Annotated in this window: 20 protein-coding genes and 1 tRNA gene; 6 read left to right on the top strand and 15 right to left on the bottom strand. The window is 56.1% G+C overall.

Annotation, left to right across the window (positions count from 1 at the left end; translation table 11 throughout):
* Positions 1–1,706 precede the first annotated feature (1,706 nt).
* Positions 1,707–2,276 carry a recombinase family protein gene (locus KGA97_RS13200; RefSeq protein ID WP_223480901.1) on the top strand — a complete coding sequence of 190 codons (570 nt, stop codon included), beginning with the start codon at positions 1,707–1,709 and terminating at the stop codon, positions 2,274–2,276.
* Between the two features lie 333 nt (positions 2,277–2,609).
* On the top strand, positions 2,610–2,942 hold the full coding sequence (locus KGA97_RS13195; protein ID WP_223480900.1) for a hypothetical protein: 333 nt from the start codon (positions 2,610–2,612) through the stop codon (positions 2,940–2,942).
* Positions 2,943–2,977: 35 nt separating this feature from the next.
* Here KGA97_RS13195 and KGA97_RS13190 read toward each other — a convergent pair whose 3' ends face one another.
* The 6 genes from KGA97_RS13190 to KGA97_RS13165 form a co-directional block, all read right to left on the bottom strand.
* The gene (locus tag KGA97_RS13190; RefSeq protein WP_223480899.1) at positions 2,978–5,059 is read right to left on the bottom strand and encodes an AIPR family protein; all 2,082 of its coding nucleotides are present in this window, start codon (positions 5,057–5,059) and stop codon (positions 2,978–2,980) included.
* Positions 5,056–6,030 carry a PD-(D/E)XK motif protein gene (locus tag KGA97_RS13185; protein WP_214496452.1) on the bottom strand — a complete coding sequence of 325 codons (975 nt, stop codon included), beginning with the start codon at positions 6,028–6,030 and terminating at the stop codon, positions 5,056–5,058. Before KGA97_RS13185 ends, KGA97_RS13190 begins: the two co-directional genes overlap by 4 nt.
* On the bottom strand, positions 6,027–8,804 hold the full coding sequence (locus tag KGA97_RS13180) for a Z1 domain-containing protein (RefSeq protein WP_223480898.1): 2,778 nt from the start codon (positions 8,802–8,804) through the stop codon (positions 6,027–6,029). The genes KGA97_RS13185 and KGA97_RS13180 overlap by 4 nt, the downstream gene beginning before the upstream one ends.
* A complete protein-coding gene (locus tag KGA97_RS13175) occupies positions 8,797–10,293 on the bottom strand; it encodes an ATP-binding protein (protein ID WP_223480897.1) in 1,497 nt (498 codons plus the stop codon). Before KGA97_RS13175 ends, KGA97_RS13180 begins: the two co-directional genes overlap by 8 nt.
* A gap of 1 nt (position 10,294) precedes the next feature.
* Entirely contained in the window at positions 10,295–10,621 is a 327-nt protein-coding gene (locus KGA97_RS13170; protein WP_223480896.1) for an ATP-binding protein, read from the bottom strand.
* 135 nt (positions 10,622–10,756) lie between these two features.
* On the bottom strand, positions 10,757–11,710 hold the full coding sequence (locus KGA97_RS13165) for a DNA cytosine methyltransferase (RefSeq protein WP_214496455.1): 954 nt from the start codon (positions 11,708–11,710) through the stop codon (positions 10,757–10,759).
* Positions 11,711–11,793: 83 nt separating this feature from the next.
* Here KGA97_RS13165 and KGA97_RS13160 point away from each other — a divergent pair, with 83 nt between their 5' ends.
* Positions 11,794–12,801 (top strand): restriction endonuclease, encoded by a 1,008-nt coding sequence (locus KGA97_RS13160; protein ID WP_223480895.1) that lies wholly within the window; start codon positions 11,794–11,796, stop codon positions 12,799–12,801.
* A 226-nt stretch (positions 12,802–13,027) separates the two neighbouring features.
* On the opposite strand, the gene KGA97_RS13155 is transcribed toward KGA97_RS13160, so the two are convergent.
* From KGA97_RS13155 to dapA, 5 genes are all read right to left on the bottom strand, one after another.
* Positions 13,028–13,117: transfer RNA gene (locus KGA97_RS13155), tRNA-Ser, on the bottom strand.
* Between the two features lie 84 nt (positions 13,118–13,201).
* A complete protein-coding gene (gene purC / locus KGA97_RS13150) occupies positions 13,202–13,915 on the bottom strand; it encodes a phosphoribosylaminoimidazolesuccinocarboxamide synthase (protein ID WP_008034929.1) in 714 nt (237 codons plus the stop codon).
* Between the two features lie 28 nt (positions 13,916–13,943).
* Positions 13,944–14,702 carry an MBL fold metallo-hydrolase gene (locus tag KGA97_RS13145; protein ID WP_008034928.1) on the bottom strand — a complete coding sequence of 253 codons (759 nt, stop codon included), beginning with the start codon at positions 14,700–14,702 and terminating at the stop codon, positions 13,944–13,946.
* A gap of 4 nt (positions 14,703–14,706) precedes the next feature.
* The gene (bamC, locus tag KGA97_RS13140) at positions 14,707–15,822 is read right to left on the bottom strand and encodes an outer membrane protein assembly factor BamC (RefSeq protein ID WP_008034927.1); all 1,116 of its coding nucleotides are present in this window, start codon (positions 15,820–15,822) and stop codon (positions 14,707–14,709) included.
* Positions 15,823–15,839: 17 nt separating this feature from the next.
* Positions 15,840–16,718, bottom strand: a complete 879-nt coding sequence (dapA, locus tag KGA97_RS13135; RefSeq protein WP_008034926.1) for a 4-hydroxy-tetrahydrodipicolinate synthase — start codon at positions 16,716–16,718, stop codon at positions 15,840–15,842.
* A 329-nt stretch (positions 16,719–17,047) separates the two neighbouring features.
* On the opposite strand from dapA, the gene KGA97_RS13130 reads away from it, so the two are divergent.
* A complete protein-coding gene (locus tag KGA97_RS13130) occupies positions 17,048–17,608 on the top strand; it encodes a glycine cleavage system protein R (protein ID WP_008034925.1) in 561 nt (186 codons plus the stop codon).
* Positions 17,609–17,618: 10 nt separating this feature from the next.
* Positions 17,619–18,092 carry a peroxiredoxin gene (locus KGA97_RS13125; RefSeq protein WP_223480894.1) on the top strand — a complete coding sequence of 158 codons (474 nt, stop codon included), beginning with the start codon at positions 17,619–17,621 and terminating at the stop codon, positions 18,090–18,092.
* Between the two features lie 120 nt (positions 18,093–18,212).
* On the opposite strand, the gene KGA97_RS13120 is transcribed toward KGA97_RS13125, so the two are convergent.
* Both KGA97_RS13120 and KGA97_RS13115 read right to left on the bottom strand, forming a co-directional pair.
* Positions 18,213–19,283: an AI-2E family transporter gene (locus KGA97_RS13120; protein WP_008034923.1), complete on the bottom strand. Its 1,071-nt coding sequence runs from the start codon at positions 19,281–19,283 to the stop codon at positions 18,213–18,215.
* 31 nt (positions 19,284–19,314) lie between these two features.
* A complete protein-coding gene (locus tag KGA97_RS13115; RefSeq protein WP_008034921.1) occupies positions 19,315–19,554 on the bottom strand; it encodes a sulfurtransferase TusA family protein in 240 nt (79 codons plus the stop codon).
* A gap of 98 nt (positions 19,555–19,652) precedes the next feature.
* Between KGA97_RS13115 and KGA97_RS13110 the strand changes: the two genes are divergently transcribed.
* Complete coding sequence (locus KGA97_RS13110) at positions 19,653–21,086, top strand: M48 family metalloprotease (protein ID WP_008034920.1); 1,434 nt, start codon at positions 19,653–19,655, stop codon at positions 21,084–21,086.
* Between the two features lie 66 nt (positions 21,087–21,152).
* Here the strand turns inward: KGA97_RS13110 and KGA97_RS13105 are convergent, their stop codons facing one another.
* Entirely contained in the window at positions 21,153–22,583 is a 1,431-nt protein-coding gene (locus KGA97_RS13105) for a DegQ family serine endoprotease (protein ID WP_008034918.1), read from the bottom strand.
* A gap of 181 nt (positions 22,584–22,764) precedes the next feature.
* A complete protein-coding gene (locus KGA97_RS13100; protein WP_223480893.1) occupies positions 22,765–23,721 on the bottom strand; it encodes a MucB/RseB C-terminal domain-containing protein in 957 nt (318 codons plus the stop codon).
* Positions 23,722–23,725 lie beyond the last annotated feature (4 nt).

The raw sequence follows: 23,725 nt of genomic DNA, 5'->3' as shown, positions 1-23,725 counted from the left end.
TTTTTCTAATTTAAATATTAATAATTTCTCCATTGTCTCGAAGCTAGACCAGTCGTAGGCTCTCGGTAAAAAACATCAAAATTAAAACAAGCCGCCTATATCCAATAAGTTATTAATCTTTTGACACCTACCAAGACCTTATAGCAAAAAGATATCAATACAGAAAAATCAATAGTGAATCATCATAATAATAAGCCATAAAAATCGAGGCTTAACTATATAAATAGATATGTACGAATCAAATTCTATATACACACCAATCAAAATTATGAAACCTACCCTAATCAGGACACACCGCAACTGCTGATTGACGCTTGCATCCGTGTAAAAACATCAGTCAAAGTCGAGAACCGTTCCCGACTCAAAACCCGAGTGACAAACTCCAAAAGGCGACCCTAATGCGCTAGGTGTGGAGTGTCACGCGATCATGCTGTGCACAATGGATTTTCCGGGAAGTTGAAATCGGACAATTTAACAGCCTCTGCGCCAATCTAGGAAATATAAATTAACGGACTTCAACAGGATGATGGCTCTGTGAAACAGATACAACCATCAACAGACAGGACTTTCGCCATACTGGAACCAGTCTGCTCCGCAGTTACCCGAGAACAGACTTTAACCGCCGATCGAATTGCCCCGGCGGGCTAACCCATCACGTGGGGAATAGCTGTCTAGTATGGAATCGCTCCGGGACGGTCTTCAAACCATTCTTGACTTTCTCCTTAACAGGAGAAATTCGTCCAAACATTCTTCAACAACTTAATAGATTTTAAAGAAAAATTAACGCTACCGATAGGATATCGCTGTAGGCGATGCCCCGAAGGGGCGTAACTGAAAAACCAATAGATATTAACTTACGCCAACAAAAATTAACGAATACAAAAACCATGCAGATAATAAGCACCACGATGATCATCTACTCCATTACCGGCGGAATGATCTTATTCAATGCATTTCGTTATCTTTCCTTCATTTGAGCAGATCAAGAAAAAATCTTTCACGATAGACTTCTTCAAGATTCAAAAAATGAATGCACGTTGAATGACAAATACATGAGCAACCACCATTGACCGTGTTGACTTGGACGGCCGAAACACAACGAATATGCCCGATAGACTTGAACCAGACTATTTCGAGCCTTGTCAAGAAACCACAAAACTAACAGGCCAATTCTGGCATTACAAACGGAAAATTTATGAACCACGTATACGTTGACCCTCAACCTTCAGCTCGCCTTGAATCAGCTCCAATAACTAATTACGTGCTACTGCATGGCGATGACCAATTTGTGACCAACTTGCGTTATAGAACCGAGAAAGAGGCTGTTGATGCAGCCCGGAAACTCGGCTTCACTCCATGGGTGGCTCGGGTCCGAATTCCGAATAAACGCAACCCCGAACATTGGCAATTCGCTACTGAATGAGCATCAATTACCTTGACTCTACTGGGGCAGAGATTGATCAAATTGACTAACACACAAATTTGCCAGTTCATCTGTGACAAGTTAATGAGAATTCTAAGCGTCTAACCTGAGCTGCATGACCTCTTCACCAGATAGTTAACTGACGGGACAAGCACCAACAAACGACCGTTAAACGATACCTTCCCGACAGTCGGTATTGGGTGTCATAAAAATAGGCTTTGTAATTTTGTGATACCATTACACACTGATACCACCTTAAGCGATACCAGTGGAGTCACCCGCCATGTCCCGCAATTTCCTTTATTGCCGCGTTAGCACCGCCACCCAGTTCACCGAGAACCAGGTGCAAGAAGTGAAAGCCGCTGGCTTCGATGTACAGGCCAGTCGGGTAGTCGAGGAAACAATCTCAGGCAGCATCGCTGCAAAGGAACGTCCCGGCTTTCAGAAACTGCTTGATAGGATGGAGTCTGGCGACGTGTTAATCGTGACCAAGCTCGACCGCCTAGGTCGTAACGCTATGGATGTCCGTCAGACAGTCGAGCATCTGGCAACTTCAGGTATCCGTGTCCACTGTCTCGCCCTTGGTGGTGTGGACCTCACCAGTGCAGCGGGTCGGATGACAATGCAAGTGCTGAGTGCCGTGGCAGAGTTCGAACGTGACCTTCTGATCGAACGCACACAGGCAGGGTTGCAGCGTGCCAAGAGCGAAGGCAAGAAGTTGGGCCGTCCAGAGGCAACTGATACTACTGCGGCAGTGCGGCGACTCAAGGCAAGGGATATGACTCAAGCCCAAGTAGCCGGTGAACTGAAGATCGGTATCGCCACCGTCAAGCGGCACTGGAACAAGACCTAACCCACTTTTTTGCTAACTACGGGCGGCTTTTTCGTGCCAGTGATATTTCTGGAAAGCTAGTGTTGATACCTAGGTGGCACGGGAATGGCGTTAAAACTCGACCCAGCCTGTTCAACCGCGGCGAGGATCTCGCGAGCCAGCTCATTGAGCATTACCTGCAGGTTGCTGGGCGAGTACTGCTCGATCAGATTAGGGCTGACTTCGAACTTCAGGTGGAGGCATGATAATTCGGCCTTGACGTTGTAGTTCTTGATCAGCAGGACTAGGCCGAGTTCTGCGTTCTGCAGCTTGAAACGGTAGCCGGAGTCCTCGCCCTACCCGTCCTGGATGCCATTGTCGTCCAGCGAAGTCGACCAGCTCCGAGGCCTCGAACAGGACAAGGACCTCGGGACGAAGCACGCCGGTGTACAGTTGGCGGTCCGTGTCGACGTGGCAGCCGAGGATCCGCACTGCGGAAAGGTCGAGCGAGGATCCGTTGCCTGGGTCCAGGAAGAACCGACCGGAGGCAGATTCTTCAAAGTTGCCCGAATCGTCGAAGTGAATGCGGATCAGGTCCTTGGGTGCCTTCATCGTTCATACCTTTATGTGCTGGTGGCCGACGATCTGAGCGACCCAGTGGCAATGCACCTGACGGGCAACCACTACACGGAGTACCGAACGCAGTGATTGCCTCAGCGTTCTTCCGAGGCGCAGGCTCAGACCTAATTAACATCGACCTGCTGTGCCAGCAGTCCTGCATTAACCAGCCCAGCCCTTTCGACAGCAATGACCGCTTCGAGGGCCGGTTTTGCCTGTCTGGCAGTCGGCTTTCGCTGCCAACCGCCTGCGGCGTAGGTCGCCATGGTGCGGCATATACCTGCTACTTTCCAATGGATGGTGTTTGTTTGCTCTCCACGCTCGGCTACTTCAAGCCAGATAGTTGCCGGTATTTCCATACAGCGAGCGATGCGCTCATAGTCTGCGGCGGTATGAGTGCCGGTGGGGATCATTGGCTTGATACCGTCCGTTGCTTCTCCGGCTGAGTAAGAGAGCTCGGATGGCAGGGGATCGGAAAACTCAGGAAGCTTATCCTGGATGTCTTTCCAGCAATCTGCTTTCTTGAACCATTCGCTAGGGTTTCGCTGACCAGCTGATTTGCGCATAACTTCGTCGAGTTTTATGGCCCAGCCGGCGATAAGTTGTTCGAGTTCGGGACTGACTACTTGTTTCGACCAAAGAAGATCGAAATCGATACGCCCTCCTGTGCGATGTGAGATGCCAGCGATGACATAGGCGATGATCTGAGCACTATATGCAGGGAACCTCATGCTCTTTATCTTCTTTTCTGCGGAGCGATAAAGGATCGCGATCGCTATCAGGCGTTTGAACCAATTCTGGTCTGGCGTGCGGGTCGGCTCGTCCTTGAGTCGCTGCATGAAGATCTGGAAGTTCTTCTGGCCACCGAGGCAAACCTTGTCGGGGAGGCTGGACCAGGCGCTGAGGTAGCGGGCAACGTCGAGCTTGCTGAGGCGGCGCTGCTTTGGGGTTTGCTGACGGAATATTTTCGTGTCTGATATGCGATAGGCTGCCTTCTGTTCAGCCGCCAGATAGGAGCCGCGGGCGCGTTCATAGAACCAGCGCCCTTTACCGTCATCGAGCCAAGTCGTGTTGGCCAGTGTTTCAATCTGCTGATGGAAGGGGTCGTTTGCGGAGAAGTCTGCGAGCTGGACCGTATTCTGCCGGTTGGCTGCGCGTGAGATGCAGGAGACCATTTCACTCAGGTCGGCGCCACCCACTTTGATGATCTTTACCGGGACGGCTACATGCTCAAGGCTAATAGAGTCCTTACGCCGGGCTCGGTGCAGTGAGGCGGTAGTCTGACCACCGTTCACGATCTGCAGGCCCTTGAGAGAGCGTATTTCGATGCCGCCCGTGGCATTGGGGGCGACATCCAGATCATCGACAGTGGCGACGATGCCATTATTGAATGCGAGGAACATGGACGGCTGATCGGCGATCGTACGTCTAAGCTCAGCGTTAACGCTCTTGCGCCCCTGAAGTCCCAAAAACGCACGAACGTTCAGCTCAAGGAGGCGGACGCCGTAGCGCTCATATACCTGAGACAGGACTTCACCGGGAAGGACCGCAAGATAGGCATCGTAATCGTCATTCTGTGCAGGCACATGCAGGCAGGGCAATCCTTTTCCTGACAAGGCTATCAAGTCAACGGCGATATCTGTGCGGGTTTCGCCTTCGCCTAGTACACGGAAGAGGCGGACAATGTCATAGGCCTCGAACTCCACGGGTTTTTCGCGCCACTCCGCTGGAGGCGTGATGTTGCCAACGATACCGTCGGTGAGCAGCACGATTCTGATTGCTGAGAGGTTTTTTGCTTCGCCTTCTATCAAGCGAGCGAGGTCACTGGCATCGGTGTTCGAAGGCTCAAGGAGAGATGCGAGACCGTCGACGCAGGCACTGGCAAATCGCAGGGCTCTTTCCAGAGCACGGGTAGTGTCGGCGGCAGGAATTTTGCTGGCTGTAAGATCGCCGGAGTAGATCGTGGTGAACAGGTCCAGGCGAGCGCGATCCTCATCGTACGTGTAGCCATCAATGCGATACCGTGTATTGCGGATCGGACCTTCCTGGTAGAGGGGGAAGGTGCTGTCAAAATGGCCGGCCTCCTCCAGGCGTTCAAGGATCAAGCGGGTAAAGATGTTTGCTGAGAAAGGCTCTTCGGTCGATAGGCCTTCTTCTACTTCGGCAACCAGCTCTTGATGGAACTCTGTAAGTGCGTCGTCACTCATGAACGATCTCCTTGAATGAACGCTTCAAGGGCCGCCGTTATATCTATAGAGAAAGTGGACAGCGCGCGAACATCAAGCGTGTAGGTGGCTTCAGTAATTGCTACGGGGAGTGAGGCTCGGAGCAGGCGCGGGAACCCGCCCGTAACAGAATAGCAGTCCATCCCACGCACCTGTACTCTTGGTGCACTGCGCGCAATATCATCCCCTGGTAGAAGGCCACGGCGCAGAATAGCGTTCTCGAAAGTAAGACGAGCGGCCTGGCTAGGCAGTCGGTCAGCGATCGCAACGATCAGGTCACGTAAAGTATGGCCATCTTGTGCTTCGACCATTCGCACATGAAGTAGCTCGAGCCGACGGAGATCAGTTGTGTCCAGTTGATCAAGTTTTGAGACCGTGATTGAGGCTGCGGGACCGATGGAGCTCTTGACTTCCAAGGCATGTCCAACTCGAGCGAAGTCATGTAACCCGTCTCGTGGAGATGTCCATGTATCGAGACAGCCTGGATCAATAATCAAGAGTTTCTCTAGCACGACTAACTCACCGATCAGTCCGACTGTCTCCCGGCGGGAGAGTCCATCATGCCGATCCCGAAGAAATTGGCGCCAAGCGTCAAGGCGAGCCAGAAACTGCTCTAATGCATCTGCACTGTTCGCCTGGACCGAAGCGGCAACAACATCTGCACAGATAGTCGTGAAAAGGTCGCGTCTTGTGCTGTCCTCGAGGGAAAGCACAAGAAAGATTCCTGACGCGTCTGGCACGGTATTCAGACGCATGCCACCAAGCTCGAAAAGAGCATCTGGTGCAGGGGCTGTCTGAAGCATCAGGCATGGCGCGCCATCCATCGCGCGCATCCCTGCAAGGATATCGAGGGGTACCTCCGTGGAGATAAGCTTCGACCGAAACTGATGAGCTACGGGCGCGGTCTGCGCGAGCTCATCCCAGGCATCGTTCAGTGCGGAAAGCCAAGTCATAGTTCCTCGCGCAGCAAGACACTGTTGAAAAGGAAAATACGTTTGTCAGCAGCATTACTATCGGGGAAGCTGACTACCACGCTGATAACCGGCCTATCAGCCGATTCGACCTTCGCTACTTCAGGATCGATGGGATAGATGATCAGGAGGCCATTCTGCGGGCGTCGACCTCGAACCTTTCTGATGCACTCACCCGAGGGAACGTCAGTGTCGCCCAATCTGCGCGATCTGCGCTCCATATTCGTATGAGATAGAGCTTCTTCAAACTCCGCGTCGGTCAAATCGATAGCTTGATCAAGGGGACTGAGGGCCGTACCGATAATGAAGCGATCGGTAGGTAGAGGCCGTGCATTCCTTGGCTTTCGGGGTTCGCGCAGAACGCATTTACGCGACTGCTCCGCTATCGTGACCTCTTTCTTATTCCCTGTAGCGAGAAAGATTGTCCAGTCGGTAAGTTCGGGATGTTCCATCACCAACTGTGCATTGATATACGAAGCTAGAGCGCTGCCATTCAGCTGGAGGCTTTCCGGGGGGAAAGTGAGATCCTTGAGATATGCGGAGACTCTCTGTCCGGGAACGCCAGACCATAGTACACCGTCCGCCGTTTTTCCTGGCGGTCCGGGGCGAGCGGGATTTTCCGTGCCTTTTCCGAGACTGCGAATGAAGTCGTCAGTCACGTCGGCATTGAGATCCAGCGTCCTTTTGTCATTGAACATGACTGTCTGGATCTTGCCTTCACCGGCGTAGCTGCTCTGACGTTCCTCAGCGTGGCGCTGCTTGTTCTTCGCGGTGACTTTCAGGACATCATGAACGGCAACCTTCAAACCGAATTCTTTCGGTGTGCCCCCCCTCTGCTCCATCTCGAAGAACTGAGCTCGCAGCTCCTTCTGAGCTGTAGCCACGTACCTGAACCAGTCCTCCATATCGGGAGTGGTATAGAGGCGGCAAAGGTCGGCAAAGCCCCGACGATAGCCGAACCACCGTCCCATCTGCAAAAGACTGTCATATTGATGAGATGTACGGAGGAAGTAGCTTGAGGACAGTCCCTCGAGCGTCAAGCCTCGTGAGAGCTTATCACCGCCCACAGCGATGACCGAAAGGCCAATACCTTTGTAGAGGTCATAATCGATGTCCGCCTTCGTCTTGCCATTCGCGGTGATCACCTTGATCTTGTCCGAACTGTCAGCAATTCGTACGCGGACCTGGTCCCAGGTAAGATCAATTGTGTTGCGGCCGTGCACGGTGGGCTTCACTGCGCGCGTTGTGGAGAAAAAGTCGGTGTCCCACACCCCCTTTAAGCGTCGCAGGGTCTCTTGGTCGCCATTCGAGATCATTGCGCGCACCGTATGCAGGTATCGCTCGACTTGGCGATGAACCTCTTCGTGCACGTCGACGAACCGCGAGACGTGTACAAGCATGGAGTTGTGCTCGGTGCATTGTCCGCGTGCCGAACGCGCGGCGCACGTAAGGAGGAAGCTGTCTATTGCTTCTTCCAGGCTGGGAGGGATGACGTCCTGTCCGTTGAATCGTGGCTTGAGCGTCTTGTCATGCTTTTCCGGTATCCAGTTCTCACCCAACTGATCGAACGGACGGACGAGAGGCAGACCGATGCTATCGGCATCGTCGGTTGTCCCGAAAACAGCTGCCGGACCAAAGTAATCATCCGGTGGGGTAAGAGCCGATATGAAGGTCGACGGGAAGAGATCAGGACCATAATCCTTCGCCGACCTTTCGTCGTGAATAAAGATATTTGCAAACGGTGTCGCTGTGTATCCCAAGTAGACGCGCCGCTCGAACTTCATCAGCAGCTTGCGTATTTCACCGTTGACGCGTTTGGGGTCGTATTCCTCCTTGAACGTGCCATCCTCAAGCACGGGCTGGTCACCTGTATCAACCGAAGCCTGATCAGCCTCATCATCAATGACGAGGACAGGGGCTGTTTTTGCTAGAGCAGGCAGGCGGGCGATCCAATTGTTCAGATTTTCAAGCACCTTTGCGTTCTTCTTGACGATGAAAAGACAAGGTTTGCTGTCTGGTGAGAAGTTGGCTTGGTCCGCGAGCTTCTGACTGAAGTCCCCATTCATGTCCGCCATTGTGAGGCTATCGACGAGCAGAGGAGTGAAGGTGCCAACACCGACTGGCCGCAAGGGCTGGTTTGTCTGGCGGTTCTTTGGATTGGTGTCATAGCCTAAAACGTCAAGATCGAAGCGCTTCTGCGTCTGGAGACGCAGAATTTTGTGCATACCGGCGAGTACGATGATGATGCGGTATCCCGCATCCGCAGCGCGATTGACAACGCCTGCATAACTGGCGGTCTTGCCTGACTGCACATCACCAACAACCAACCCCCGCCAATCCCAGGTCCCAGCACGGCATGGGTCGTCCATGGCTTCGAGAATGCGAGCAGTGCTCTCCTTGAGCTCATTTCTGGAGTGTTCAGGCCACTTATCCTCCTCGAGCTTGCTGAGGTAGCGTTGCATGAAATGGCCTGCCTGCCTGCGCTCACCGACATACCAGGGCGCCGGACGGTCGCCTTCTTTACCCTTCAGGAAAAGAGCCGGTCCCTGTTCGGTGATAAAGATGGTCCAGAGTAATCGCGTTGCGGCTTCAATCTGCTCTGGGCTGACGGTCTGCTTTGTAGTTAAGGTGAAAATGGGGGCATCAAGTTCAAGCAGTTTTGTGATTGAGGTACGGTCGATCTTCTCACCGGCCTCTTTCTGAATTTGCAGAATTTTCCTCGCTCTCAGTGCGAGCGCCTCAACGACTTCAAACATTATTGCCCCCTAGTTTTCGTGTCAGTTCCACCTTGAGTCTTGCCAAGTCCCCGGGTAGGTTGAAAAGAAGAATGTCAACGCGTTGATCAAGCGTCATGCTCTCGGGCAGTAGGCGGCTCAATTCGGCCAACTGATCAGCCAGTGATGCTATTTCATCAGCATGCAGCGTCGGAGTTTCTCTACCCTCTGATTCAGAAACATCCAGCCAGATGCGTTCAACCGGGACACTTCTCTCGATAATGGACAGCACTGCATTCAGAGCGCGAAGTCCGCGAGCCGCCTCGCGGTAAGCGGCGATAACCGGATGATCCCGATTGATACGGTACAGCGTGCCGTTTGGCCCTTCAGTTGCCAGCCATACGGCGAGTGCTTCGCGTGCCCCCCCACGGACGCGTGGTCCCTGTCCACGAAACGCGAATACTTCGCGTGCTTCCTGTCTGCAACGTCCAGCTATCGCTGTCAGGCGGGCTCTGAGTGCTCCTGGCGGGCGGGCCTGTGATTTCCTGACGTCAATACGCCAATCCCGGTCCATGTCGGTTGGAAGGTCGACCTGAATACGAGCAAGACGACTGGTTTCGTCTCTTGTCCATGCTCGAGAGCCACCAAGTCCGAGCCAGCTGCCAGGTACGAGCAAGCGCTTACCCCGGTAGACGTAGAAGCCTTGGCGTGCAGCCCATCCACCAGGACCGCCCGCTGCCTCATACTCGCTGTCATTGGAGAACCGGTCACGATGGGGCAACACGCAGGGCTTCACGCTGAATGAAGAGCCCGTGAGCCTGATTCTTTCGACTGGCATGCTAATGGTGGCCGGATGTTGAGACTGGAAGGGGTCCCAGGCTTTGACCGGTCGTCCGTTGAGGATGATGACAAGTCGTTCGGCATCACCGTTGATGAAACGATGAAATACCATGCCGAGATGGCCGCGGATTTCTTCCAGCCGAAGGTAAAAGGCCTCTTTGGAAAGACCAGAGAGGCCGCTCAGTTCATCGATGTTTTCCCACAACACGACCGTCCCAGATTGGAGGGAAAGCAGCTTTGCCACAAGCGAGTGATTCGGCAGCGGGTCTGGAACAGTGGCCACCCAGCCGCGTGCTGTAATGACCCCGACATCCATGGTGATTGCGGTGGTGCTCTCTGCCGTTCTGGAGACCACAGTCATGCGGCTGCTCTGAGAGAGCGACGCTGTTTTTAGTCCCATGCCGAAACGGCCGAGGTCGTTGTCACTTCTGGCTGCCCCTGGGCTATCACCACCGAGCTGCATGGCCTCGGTGAGTCGTTTCTCGTCCATGCCGCTCCCGTTATCGAGCATGGCAGCAGTCGGATTTCCGTCGTTCCATTGAACGTCGACCTCGAGGACGGAGGCGCCTGCGGTGATGCTGTTATCGACCAGATCGGCGATTGCAGTTTCAGGGGAATAGCCCAACCCCCTGAGGGAATTGATCAGTGCGGAAGCCCTTGGTGAGATATCGACAGTACGTTCCGAGGCCATGTCAGGCGACCTGCCGATGAGTAGCATCTTTTTTGCCGGAGGTCCCTGCCAGCTGAGCCTTTTTATGATCATTGCCAGGCACAAGCCAAACATCCTGGATCGTTTGGAGTGATACTCCATCGTCATCGTCTTTGACGGAAATTCCTGGGCTTTCCCTATCCGTAAGATTCAGAACAACGGAAACTTCATTAGGACCAGCATCATAAGCATTCTTCACAAGCTCAAACACAACCAGATTACGGCTGCCAATCAGTTCATCTCCAAGCAACTGAAGTACGTTAGCTCGCGGGCGAAATCGCTGTTTGAAATCTTCTTGATTGATGCTCACCCGAATTACCTAGTGCTAGAAACAGAAAAAGCCTCACAGGGAGGTTTTAAGCAATATTGAATGGTGGTGATTTTCATCGCTACAGTCCCTGTAGAGATCAAGGCGTTGGGCGGCCTCTTCAGTCTGGCCAGTATCCTATCCAGCCTTCAGCGACGCAACAATCGCTTCCATCACAGGGGAACATACCGCATTCCCCATGAGCTTGACCCTATCCCTACGGCTTACTTGCGGAAACTGATACTTGTCAGGGAAGCCCATTGCTCGGCGAAGCTCATCAGGCTGGAGCATGCGCATCATGTGGCCTTCCGGAGTCGGCTTCACGTAGGCAAATCGATCTACGGTGGTGATGGTACGTAGCGGCTCGCTCATCCGTTGCCAGCCACCGGCACCATCGGTGCCGTAGTAGACGATGAGGAAAGCCTTGTCCGGGCCAAGTTCAGCAATGGCGCGCTCTGCACGTGCCAGCGTGTCCTTGGCGCGGCGCTCGGTTCGCAGTGGGTTCATCTTGTAGGTGCCTTCCGGCGCCAGGATGTCCCAAACAGTCCGGTAGCTCGGGCGTAGCGGCAGAATCTCCTGCGACTGTTCCTGTAGGTCGGCGATCATGAATAGGCGGCGGCGACGCTGGGCGACACCAAATAGAGAGGCATCGATGATCTGCTCGTGCACTTTATATTTGAGACGAGCCAGTTCGGCCTTGAGTTCGTCGTAGCGGGCCCAAGGTTTCATGTGGACGACGTTTTCCAGGGTGATCCAGCGCGGCTTCATGACTTCGGCGTAGCGGATGACCTGGAAGGCAGTGTCCTTGCTTTCTTCCGAGCGCGGCTTTGCACCACGGGCGCAGGTATGGTGGGTGCATTCAGGAGAGGAGATAAGCAGGTCGATCGGGCCGGTTTTGGCCAGAACCTCTTCGGGCGTGAGGCTGCGCAGATCCTGCTCGAAGACATGTGCGTCCTTGAAGTTGAGCTTGAAGGATTCTACGGCCGGGCCCCAGAGGTCGACACCACCAACAATTGTGGCCCCAGCTTCACGAGCCCCCAGGCTGGCACCGCCAGCACCGCAGAACATGTCAAAAGCGCGTATCTGCTCCATTGGAAACTCTTCCATTCTTTCAGTCTGGCCAGGCTACCAGGTTCCCGGCATCATTCAACCAATTTTATGAACAAGGACAGTCAATGAGCGACAACCTGGTGTTTTCTCTGGAGCAGTTGGAAACCGACGATCTGTTGATCGACGCAAGGTACGCCGGCGGGCGCAAAGGTAACGCAAGCGATGACCCTTTGACTAAGCTGTTGAGCCTAAGCAATGGCGGTGGCTTCCGGATTCGAGGGACGTACGAGGATCCTCGGTTGATCGTCCTGACCTCCAGCATGGAGGACTTGGACTGGCCGGATAATTTGGATCTGACGACGGGCGTATTCACTTACTACGGGGACAACAAGAAGCCGGGACGAAAGCTGAATGAAGCGCCTCGCCGCGGCAATTTTCTACTGGAGCTGGTGTTCAGCCGGTTGAATGCCGGTGAACGGGACAAAATTCCACCCATTCTGATCTTCACCAAGGCCGGCATTTACCGTGATGTGGTGTTCCGTGGCTTGGCTATACCGGGGGCCATTGGAAGCACGCACAACGATGACTTGGTTGCGGTATGGCACACCACCGCCGGGCAACGCTTCCAGAATTACAGAGCGACCTTCACTGTATTGAATCTGCAGAACACCCCCCGCGCTTGGCTGAACGACATTATCCATGAAGGGGTTGTAGGAGTCGACAGTAAGCATGCTCCTACAGAGTGGTTGAAGTGGATCAAGTCCGGTCAGTACACGCCACTGATTGCCAAGCGCTCACAGCCGGTACGCTCGAAGCTGGAACAGCTGCCCTCCTCCACATCGGACAAGGCGATGCTGGCCAAACTGCATCAGCACTTCCAGAGCAATCCCTATGCCTTCGAGCATTGCGCAGCTAATCTGGTCAGGCTGTGCCTGCCGAATACGGTGGAGCTGGATCTGACCAGGCCATTCCGCGATGGTGGTCGCGATGGTATCGGCAAGCTGCGTATCGGGCGCCCGGAAACGTCCGTGCTGGTGGATTTCGCGATTGAGGCCAAGTGCTACGGCCTGGGGAACTCCGTGGGTGAGCAGCGTGACGCCAACACTGCAACTACTCGTATGCACCGCAGCTGAAGTTATCACGATGGATTGTCAAGATACCGGGACCCGACTACATCCTGTCAGAACGGCCTAAAGGGGCTTATGGATCCCCTTTCATATGTATGGTCCGATTTAAAAAAAGGAGCCCAAAATTTCCGGATTCTAGAATTTTTCTGGTGCATTTTTTACGTACAACCTCTACGTACAATGCAAAAACGAAAAACCCCCGCAGACCTTAATCTACGGGGGTTTTTATGTATGGCGGAGAGATAGGGATTCGAACCCTAGGTACCGGTGAAGGTACAACGGATTTCGAATCCGTCCCATTCGGCCACTCTGGCATCTCTCCAACGGCGCGCATCATAACAACACTTTTGCCGGAAGCGAACCCCCAAGGCGAAATTTTTTCCGTGCTATCAGATGCTTGCGTCGATTAAAGCGGTACGCCCAGACGATTGGCGACTTCTTCGTAGGCTTCGATGACGTCACCGAGGCCCTGACGGAAGCGGTCCTTGTCCATTTTCTTGCCGGTGGCCTTGTCCCACAGACGGCAACCGTCCGGGCTGAATTCGTCGCCCAGGACGATGGAGCCGTCGGAGAACACGCCGAATTCGAGTTTGAAGTCGACCAGCAGCAGGCCGGCGTCGTCGAACAGTTTGCTCAGGACTTCGTTGACCTTGAGCGACAGTTCTTTCATGCGAACCAGTTGCTCGGCGGTGCCCCAACCGAACGCCACGACGTGGGATTCGTTGATGAACGGGTCGCCCTTGGCGTCGTCCTTCAGGAACAGTTCGAAGGTGTAAGGGTTGAGCTTCATGCCCTCTTCGACGCCCAGGCGCTTGACCAGGCTGCCGGCGGCGTAGTTACGCACGACGCACTCGACCGGGATCATGTCGAGTTTTTTCACCAGGCATTCGTTGTCGCCCAGCAGTTTGTCGAATTGAGTCGGCACGCCGGCTGCTTCGAGTTTCTGCATGATGAAGGCGTTGAACTTGTTGTTCACCATGCCTTTGCGGTCGAGCTGCTCGATGCGCTTGCCGTCGAACGCCGAAGTGTCGTTGCGAAACAGCAGGATCAAGCGGTCAGCGTCATCGGTCTTGAAAACCGATTTGGCTTTGCCGCGGTAGAGTTCTTCACGTTTTTCCATGATGGGCTCCGCTTGCTAAGTAGGTGGGCTAGGCGATGTGTCGCCAGTCGAGCCCTGAATCTTGATCGGCCAGTTGCAGCCAGTCCGGGTCGCACCCGAGGGTGTCGACAAAACATTGCCGGGCCAGCTGCGGCAGGTTGTTCTTGCTGCTCAGATGGGCCAGGACCAGGTGTTGCAGGCCTTGCCAGCCCAACTCGGACACCAGGAATGCCGCCTGGTGGTTGTTCAAATGCCCCAGTTCACCACCCACCCGCTGCTTGAGAAAGTACGGGTAGTGACCGCGAGCCAGCATGTCACGGCAATGGTTGGCCTCGATCATCAACGCATCGAGGTCACGATAGCCGTCCAGCACCTTGTTGCAGTACGAGCCCAGGTCGGTCAACAGGCCGAAGCGCCGCTCACCGTCACTGAACACATATTGCGTCGGCTCCTGTGCATCGTGGGCCACGGCAATGACGCCGATGCTCAGTGCGCCGATCTGCAGTTGCTCGCCGCCAGCCAGAAGGCCAGCCGGTTCAATCGGTTTGCGCATCCCGCGCAGGGTGCCGCGACTGAGGTAGACAGGCAGATTGTAGCGCCGAGACAGCAAACCCACGCCATGCACGTGGTCGGCATGTTCGTGGGTCACGAGTATCGCGCTCAACTGCGCCGGGTTCACACCCAGGCGCAGCAAGCGTTTTTCGGTTTCCCGCAAGGAGAAACCACAATCCACCAGCACATACGTGTCAGCGCTGGCTATCAGCGTGCCGTTCCCTTGGCTACCGCTGCCGAGAACGGCAAAACGCATGTGATCAGCCCAGGTTGTCCTGAATCACGCTCAACACTTTGCGCGCCACGTCAGCCGGCGCCACGGTGTTGATGTTTTTCTCGACGGTGACCTGAACGGTATCGCCTACCTTGCTCAGGCGAACCTGATAACGCTCGGCACGGGCTTCAACTTCTTCCTTGTCCGGCTTGCTGCCGAACAAACCGCTGAGGAAACCAGGCTTCTCGTCTTTCTTCTCGGCTTTTTCGGCCAGGTTGATGTAGTACAGGCCCAGGCTGCGGTTGATGTCTTCAACGCGCCATTCGCCCTGCTCCAGCGCACGACCGACGCTCGACCAGGCACGATCCAGGTCGGTGCCGACGTTCAGAACCGGGTTGCCGCTGCCGTCTTCGCTCAGGCTGACACGGCTTGGCGCATCAAAATCACGCGAGGCCAGCATGGAGACCGAACCGCCCTTCTCCGACGTGCGGCTCATGCTTGCCAGCATGTCGTCGACCAGCGCTGCGTCCAGGCCCGTGTTGACCGAACGGTTGGTGAAGGCCACATCGGCGGTGCTGCCGGCAGGACGCTCGGCGCTGACCACATAGACTTCACTGGTGTTGCGCTGCACGCCTGGCTCGATACGGACCCGCACGCGGGTTTCGCTGTCGGCGCCGACACCGGCTGCGCTCAGGCGCTTGGCCATCGCGGCGGACAGTTCGTCGGAATGCTGCCAGGTGGTGGTGAACTCGCCGGTTTGCGGGCGCTGTTCATCCAGACGGAAACCGTTGTCCTGGAAGAACTGCACAGCCACTGGCCAGACTTCGGCTGGCGGGTTTTGGGCCAGGATCGATCTCGAATCACCGCTCTTCTGCAGCGAGTAGGCACTGGCATCGGCAGCAGCGGACAGCGGCTGCGGACGCGGCACGATGTATTCGCCCTTGACGGTGTCATCGGCCACGTTGCGCGGGATCGGCAGCAGCGGATCCAGACGCTTGGCAGTGCTGACGTCCGTTGGCAATTGCATAGGTGCAGTCTGTTGCGCTTCCAGGTAATCGCTACCACGGTCACGGAAATAACCTTCCGGGCCCCAGACCCATCCACAGCCACTGGTGCTGGAGATAATCAAGGCAAGTGCGGAAAGTCCGGCCAATCGCTTCATGCGTAGTGCTTCCTCAATTAAACCAGTACGCCGGACTGGCGCATGGCCTGCCGCAGCGGTTCGTGACAGGCAGCGCTGAGCCAGGTGAGCGGCAGACGGATACCGTCCGGCATCAAGCCCATTTCATGCAGTGCCCATTTCACGGGGATAGGGTTGGATTCGATAAACAGGGTTTTATTGAGCGGCATCAGCTTTTCGTGAATCGCGCGGGCCGTGACGGCATCGCCTTTCAGAGCAGCGTTGCACAGGTCGGCCATGTCGCGCGGGGCAACGTTGGCGGTCACGGAAATGTTGCCTTTGCCGCCGAGCAGGATCAGCTCCACCGCTGTCGCGTCGTCGCCGGAAAGCACCACGAAGTCTTCGCTCACGCCGTCGATGATCGCTTTGGCACGGGCCAGGTCGCCGGTGGCTTCCTTGATACCGATGATGTTTTTCACGGTCGACAGGCGGATCACGGTTTCGGTCAGCATGTCACACGCCGTACGGCCCGGTACGTTGTACAGGATTTGCGGAATGTCGACGGCTTCGGCGATGGCCTTGAAGTGCTGGTACAAGCCTTCCTGGGTCGGCTTGTTGTAGTACGGCGTCACCAGCAGGCAAGCATCGGCGCCGGCGGTCTTTGCATTGGTGGTCAGCTCGATGGCTTCGCGGGTCGAGTTGGCGCCGGTACCGGCGATCACCGGAATGCGCCCTGCAACCTGCTTGACCACGTAACGAATCACTTCGATGTGTTCGTTCACGTCTAGCGTGGCCGATTCACCTGTCGTGCCGACCGCCACGATGGCGTGGGTGCCGTTTTGCAGGTGAAAGTCCACCAGTTTGCTCAGGCTGTCCCAGTCGAGACGACCCTGTGCATCCATGGGTGTGACCAGTGCCACCATACTGCCCGCAATCATGCAACCGCTCCTGCCGGAAAAAGAGAGCCGTAATGGTACTGGCGCCAAGATGCTTGTACAAGCGAAGTACTGCGCTGCTGCCATTCCCCTTGGCGCTGCTTTTCGCTACCCTTCAGACTTTGATCGGTACTGACAAGCTCGTACGCCGGGTTTCAGCCTCCATTTTCGGCATCACAAGCCCCGATCCAGCGTTGCCACCCTTCGCTCTTGCCTTAATGGAGCACGTTGCAACCTTCCGGCTCGGGTTTTCTGAATTCGCATCCGCAGGCTCGCCCCCGGTAATAAAAGCCCGTAGAAGTATCGACCGCTCATCGCTTTAGGAATGCTGCATGTCCACCCCCACAGTTCGCGAACAATTCCTTGTCATCAGTGCCCTCGGCGCCAACCCCATGGAGCTGACTAACGTCCTGTGCCGCGCCAGCCATGAAAACCGCTGCGCCGTGGTCACCTCTCGCCTGACCCGTCATGGCGAGTGCAGTGCGTTGATCCTCGAGATCTCCGGTAGCTGGGACGCCCTGGCGCGCCTGGAAGGCAGCCTGCCGAGCCTCGCCAAGAAGCACGCTTTCACGGTCAACGTGGTGCGCAGCGCGGCGCTGGAGAACCGTCCCCAGGCCCTGCCGTACGTTGCCTATGTCAGCTCGGCTTACCGCTCGGACATCATCAACGAACTGTGCCAGTTCTTCATGGACCATAACGTCGAGCTGGAAAACCTGACCTGCGACACCTATCAGGCACCGCAAACCGGCGGGACCATGCTCAACGCCACGTTCACCGTGACCTTGCCGGCTGGCGTGCAGATCAGCTGGTTGCGCGACCAGTTCCTGGATTTCGCCGACGCGCTGAACCTGGATGCCCTGATCGAACCGTGGCGCCCACAAAACCCAATGTAAGGAAGCTCTCATGGCCGTTGCCATCGACCAACCGGTTGCCGACTTCGAAGCACCCGCCACCAGCGGACAGACCGTCAGCCTCGCGAGCCTTAAAGGCAAGCAAGTGGTGATCTACTTCTATCCGAAGGACAGCACACCGGGCTGCACGACCCAGGGCCAGGGCTTTCGCGATCAGCTCGACGCCTTTAAAGCGGCGAACACCGAAGTCTTCGGCGTGTCCCGCGACAGCCTGAAATCTCACGAGAACTTCAAGGCCAAGCAAGCGTTCACCTTCGAGCTGATCAGCGACAAGGAAGAGGCGCTGTGCCAGCTGTTTGATGTGATCAAGCTGAAGAAGCTTTATGGCAAGGAATACATGGGTGTTGATCGCAGCACGTTTTTGATCGACAAGAACGGTGTACTGCGTCAGGAATGGCGCGGCGTTAAGGTGCCGGGGCATGTGGATACTGTTCTGGCTGCTGCGCAGGCATTGAACAAAGCCTGATTTTGATGGCGCCTGTTCTGACGCCTTCGCGGGCAAGCCTCGCTCCTACAGGTTTTGAGTCGCACCCAAGCCCCCTGTAGGAGCGAGGCTTGCCCGCGAAGGGGCCATTAAGCTTGAACGTTAAAGCAGAGGCGCCACCACCGGCTCCTTCCGAGGCCAGGCATCCAGCACGGCCTTGAACAGCGTCGCCAGCGGAATCGCAAAAAACACCCCCCAGAATCCCCATAACCCGCCAAACAACAACACCGCGCAGATGATCGCCACCGGATGCAGGTTGACCGCTTCCGAGAACAGCAGCGGCACCAGCACATTGCCATCCAGCGTCTGAATAATTCCGTAGACCGCCATCAAATAGATGAACTGATCGCTCCAGCCCCACTGGAACAACGCAATCAGCAGCACCGGCACGGTCACCACCACGGCCCCGACATAGGGCACCACCACCGACACGCCTACCAGCAACGCCAACAGTGCCGCGTAGTTGAGCCCCAGCACGACAAACGCGATGTAGGTCACGCCACCACAGATGAAAATCTCAATGACCTTGCCGCGAATGTAGTTGGCGATCTGCCGGTTCATTTCGTGGGCAACACGGGTGATCAGCGCGCGCTCACGAGGCAGATAACCGCGAACCCACTGGCCGATCATTTCCCGGTCCTTGAGAAAGAAGAACACCAGGATTGGCACCAGCACCAGGTAAATCATGATGTTGACCAACAGTGGCAGGCTCGACAGCGAGAACGTCAGCGCCCATTGGCCGAACTTGCCGATCTCGCCGCGTGCCGCCTCGATGGCTTGCAAAACCTGCTCGTCGGACACCAGATGCGGATATCGCTCGGGCAGCAGCAACAACAGTGATTGCCACTTGGCGAGCATGCCGGGCAACTCGTTGAACAAGGTGATCAACTGGTGCCAGAGCAACGGCACCACGACAATAATGAACACCAGCAAAACGCCCATGAACAAGGCAAAGACCGCTCCGACGGCCACCCCGCCCGGCACCCGCAGGCGCTCAAGTGTCACCACCAATCCCTGCATCAGATACGCCAGCACCATCCCGGCGAGCACCGGCGCAAGCATGCCGCCCAAGGTGAGCACGGCGGTAAACGCCAGAAACAGCAGGACCGCCAGCACCACCGCTTCTTCATCGGAGAAATAGCGCTGAATCCAGTCGCGTAACACTTTGAACATCAATAATCCTTAGAAACGAACGCAGCAATTTTCAGGCTTTTTTCAGCCAATAGCGGTAAACACCCGCTTCATCTTCTTCGCGAAGCAGCGTATGACCGGCCAAACGGGCAAAGGTGCGGAAGTCGCGCTGCGAACCCGCATCGGTGGCGATCACCTTGAGTACCGCGCCGCTGGCCATCTTGTTGAGTTCCATCTTGGCCTTGAGCAGCGGCAACGGACAATTCAGGCCGCTGGCGTCCAGTTCGGCGTCATGGGCTACAGCATCGGTCATTGCGTTACTCCGGTTCAGGTGGTCGAGCGGCTTAGAATATCTGGTCCGAAGCGTACTGTCCGGCTACAGTAAGGTCTTTGTCGACTAAGGCTTTGTGCATGACTTTTTTGCGCCCTACCCTGCTGACGCTCGCTTGCCTGCTCGCCTCACCGGGCTTCGCCGACGACCTGCCGTCACTCGGTGACGCCAGTTCTGCAATCGTCTCGCCACAACAGGAATATCAGTTGGGCCGCGCCTGGCTGGCGCTGCTGCGCAGTCAGGTTGACCAGCTCAATGACCCGCAACTCAAGGACTATGTCGAGTCCAGCGTCTACCGGTTGGTTGAGACCAGCCAGGTCAATGACCGGCGTCTGGAGTTCATCCTGATCAACAGCCCGCAGCTCAACGCCTTTGCGGCACCGGGCGGGATTGTCGGGGTCAACGGTGGCTTGTTCCTTAATGCCCAGACCGAAGGCGAATATGCCTCGGTACTCGCTCACGAACTGGCTCACTTGTCGCAGCGCCACTTTGCCCGTGGCGTCGAAGCGCAACAACGCATGCAAGTGCCGATGATGGCCGCACTGCTGGCCGGGATCGTGATTGCCGCTGCCGGTGCCGGTGATGCCGGGATCGCGGCCATTGCGGGCACGCAGGCGGCAGCGATTCAGGAACAACGACGTTTCTCGCGCCAGAACGAGCAAGAGGCCGACCGCATCGGCATCCTCAACCTGGAAAAAGCCGGTTACGACCCACGCTCGATGCCAACCATGTTCGAGCGATTGGCGCGCCAATACCGCTTCGACGCCAAGCCACCGGAGTTCTTGCTGACTCACCCGGTGACCGAATCGCGTATCGCCGACACCCGCAACCGCGCCGAGCAGGCCAAACCCGGCGGCATTGAAGACAGCATGCGTTATCAACTGATCCGTGCGCGAGTCCAGCTGATCTACGAAGAAACCCCAGGCCTGGGCGCCAAGCGCTTCCGCGCACAGCTGGATGAAAACCCGAAAAACGACGTTGCGCGTTATGGCCTGGCGATCGCCCAGATAAAGGGCGGCCAACTGAACGAAGCACGGGAAAATCTCAAGTTGTTGCTGGCCAAGTCGCCAAACGAGATCATCTACAACCTGGCGCAGATCGATCTGGACATCACCAACAATCGCCTGCCGGACGCCCAAACCCGGGTGGACCGGATGCTGACTCAATATCCGGGCAACTATCCACTGAATCAGGTGCGTGTCGATTTGCTGCTCAAGCAAAACCGGGCGCCCGAAGCGGAAAAAGCGCTGGAGAACCTGCTCAAAAGCCGTCCCGATGATCCGGATGTCTGGTACATGGTGGCGGAAACCCGTGGCCTTTCAGGCAACATCATCGGCTTGCATCAGGCGCGCGCCGAGTACTTTGCGCTGGTTGGCGACTACCGCCAGGCCATTCAGCAACTGGACTTCGCCAAGCGCAAGGCCGGGACCAACTTCCCGCTGTCATCGCGTATCGACGCCCGCCAACGGGAGCTGATGGAGCAGGAGCGCATGATCAAGGACATGATGGGCTGACACTTTTCACCAGGCATAAAAAAACCGCCTCTTTCGAGGCGGTTTTTTATTCAGCCGACAACCGGTTTATTCAGCCAGTTTGAAGGTGATGAAGCTGGCGCGATTCTGACGCAGAACCCGCATCGACACCGAGCGGTTCTTCGGCAGCGCCTTGGCGATATCGGTGAACTCCTTGGCGGAACCAATCGCCTGATTGTTCAGGTGAGTGATGACGTCGCCTGGCTGCAAGCCGATCAGGGACGCAGGACCGTCCTGAACTTCCTTGATCACCACGCCACCTTTGAGGTCGTAGGTTTTCTTCTGTTCGTCGGTCAGCTCGACCACGGAAACACCCAGGCGATTGCTGCTGCGCTCGGTGGCCGATTTCGGCAGGGCATCCAGCTCTTTGCCCTCTTCAGGGATAGCGCCGACGGTCAGCTCGACATTCTGGCGCTTACCTTCACGAATCACTTCAAGGTTTGCCTTGGCGCCAGCCTTCAGCGCGCCGACCAGATGCGGCAGATCGGCAGACATGACGATCGGTTGACCGTTCATGCTCAGGATCACGTCACCCACTTGCAGGCCACCCTTGGCAGCCGGACCGTCATCCTGGATCTGCGCCACCAGTGCACCGGCCGGTTTATCAAGACCGAACGACTCGGCCAGATCCTTGCTCACTTCCTGAATCACGACGCCCAACCATCCACGGCTGACCTTGCCGCCGCTTTTCAGCTGGTTGGAAACGTCCATGGCCACATCGATCGGGATTGCGAACGACACGCCCATGAAACCACCGGAACGGGTGTAGATCTGAGAGTTGATCCCCACCACTTCGCCCGCCAGGTTGAACAGCGGACCACCAGAGTTACCCGGGTTGATCGGCACGTCGGTCTGGATGAACGGCACATAGTTTTCGTTCGGCAGGCTGCGACCGATGGCACTGACGATGCCTTGGGTCACAGTGTGGTCGAAACCGAATGGCGAACCGATGGCCACGACCCACTGGCCAGCCTTCAGGTCCTGGGATTTACCCAGTTTCAGGACCGGCAGATCCTTGCCTTCGATTTTCAGCAGCGCCACGTCGGAGCGTGGATCGGTGCCGACCAGTTTGGCTTTCAGCTCACTACGGTCAGCGAGACGGACGAGAATTTCGTCGGCATCGGCGATCACGTGATTGTTGGTCAGGATGTAGCCGTCAGACGAGATGATGAAACCCGACCCCAACGACTGGGCTTCGCGCTGACGATCACCGCGCGGCGTACGCGGTTGTGGCGGCATGCCGCGCTCAAAGAACTCGCGCAACATCGGCGGCAAGCCTTCAAGGTCTGGCATCTGCTGGCTCGACACTTTGCGGTCCGGCAGTTTCTGCGTGGTACTGATGTTTACCACCGCGGGCGAGGCCTGCTCGACCAGCTGCGTGAAGTCAGGCAACTCGGCCGCTTGTACAGCGACCGCCTGACCGAGCACCAGCACGGTGGCAAATATGGAGAGGTAAGACTTCAAGCGTGGTATCGACATACGGCTCCCGTTACGACGAGCATGGTTAAGCGATATGGAGCAAGGAACACCGGGAACGATACGCCGGTATTTTTGTTCCGGGAACAACAAACAAGGCCAGAGCCGAGGGGCTCTGACCTATAAAAAATTTCGGGGATATTTGCAAATTGAAATGCTCACCAAACATTTCGGTTTCAGCTCACTACTGGGTTGCAGTGGCATCGGAGCGCATGGACAGCGCAATCCGTTCAGCGGTGCCTACCGGGATTTCACCGACGACGGTGACCATCATCTCGCCTTGAGGGGTGGTCAAGCGCCGGGATACAGCGACGGTCGGGCCCAACTGAGTGCGGGTATCGGTGACGGGGGCACCATTGAGCGGCTCAAGGAACACCGAAAAACGTGCGAGACCATCGTCATACATCAGGCTGCTGACCTGGGTTTTGGTCGCGGGATCCTTGCGTGAAGTGCTGCTGGTCAGCTCAAAGCCGGCAGGCAACCAGTCCGAATGCCAGTTCTGGGCAGCCTTGACGGCTGAAGCCTTGTCGCTGTCGAGGATGATGGCTTTGCAATCCGGGCCTGCCTGCAAATCGTCGTCGGAGGGCAAATCGGAGGTATCCAGCTGCGTGAACTGGAACCGCTCCAGCAACTGCCCTTTCTCATTCAGAAGCAATGATTTGAGCGGCAGGCCGGTTTCTTTATCCAGATGCAATTCAAAACCGTAGCGATGTTGATCGCGAGGCGTCAGGGTAACGATGACTGCCGCACGGCCGGCCACACGCGACTTGCCGATGACGGCAAGGTCGTACCAATTCTTGAGCTTCTGTGGATCGAGTGTACGAGCAGCGGAGTTGGGGGAATCCCCAAGCCCTGCAATCAGAAGACCGCTGACGCATTGAGTATGCCCATCAATGCGTACAACTTCCTGAGCCTGGCCGTCGAGCTGGAGTAAACGCTCATGGACCTTGCCATCCTGGACGCGGTGCCAGATGTTGTGGGTAGAAAAACTACCGTTTCGCTCGTAGACAAAAGTACCGTGAAAGCTTTGCTGCTGCTCGGCCTGGCCAAGACGGGTCAACCAGTCTTGTGCCTCATCGGCATGGGCTGGAACAATGAACCAGCCACTAAGCAGAAGCGAAAGTAGAGGTATGGCGCGCATGATC

This window comes from Pseudomonas sp. BF-B-15, from assembly GCF_019946675.1.
Taxonomy (GTDB): domain Bacteria; phylum Pseudomonadota; class Gammaproteobacteria; order Pseudomonadales; family Pseudomonadaceae; genus Aquipseudomonas; species Aquipseudomonas migulae.
Note: the sequence above shows the minus strand (reverse complement) of the source record. Positions and strands in the feature narration are given on the sequence as shown.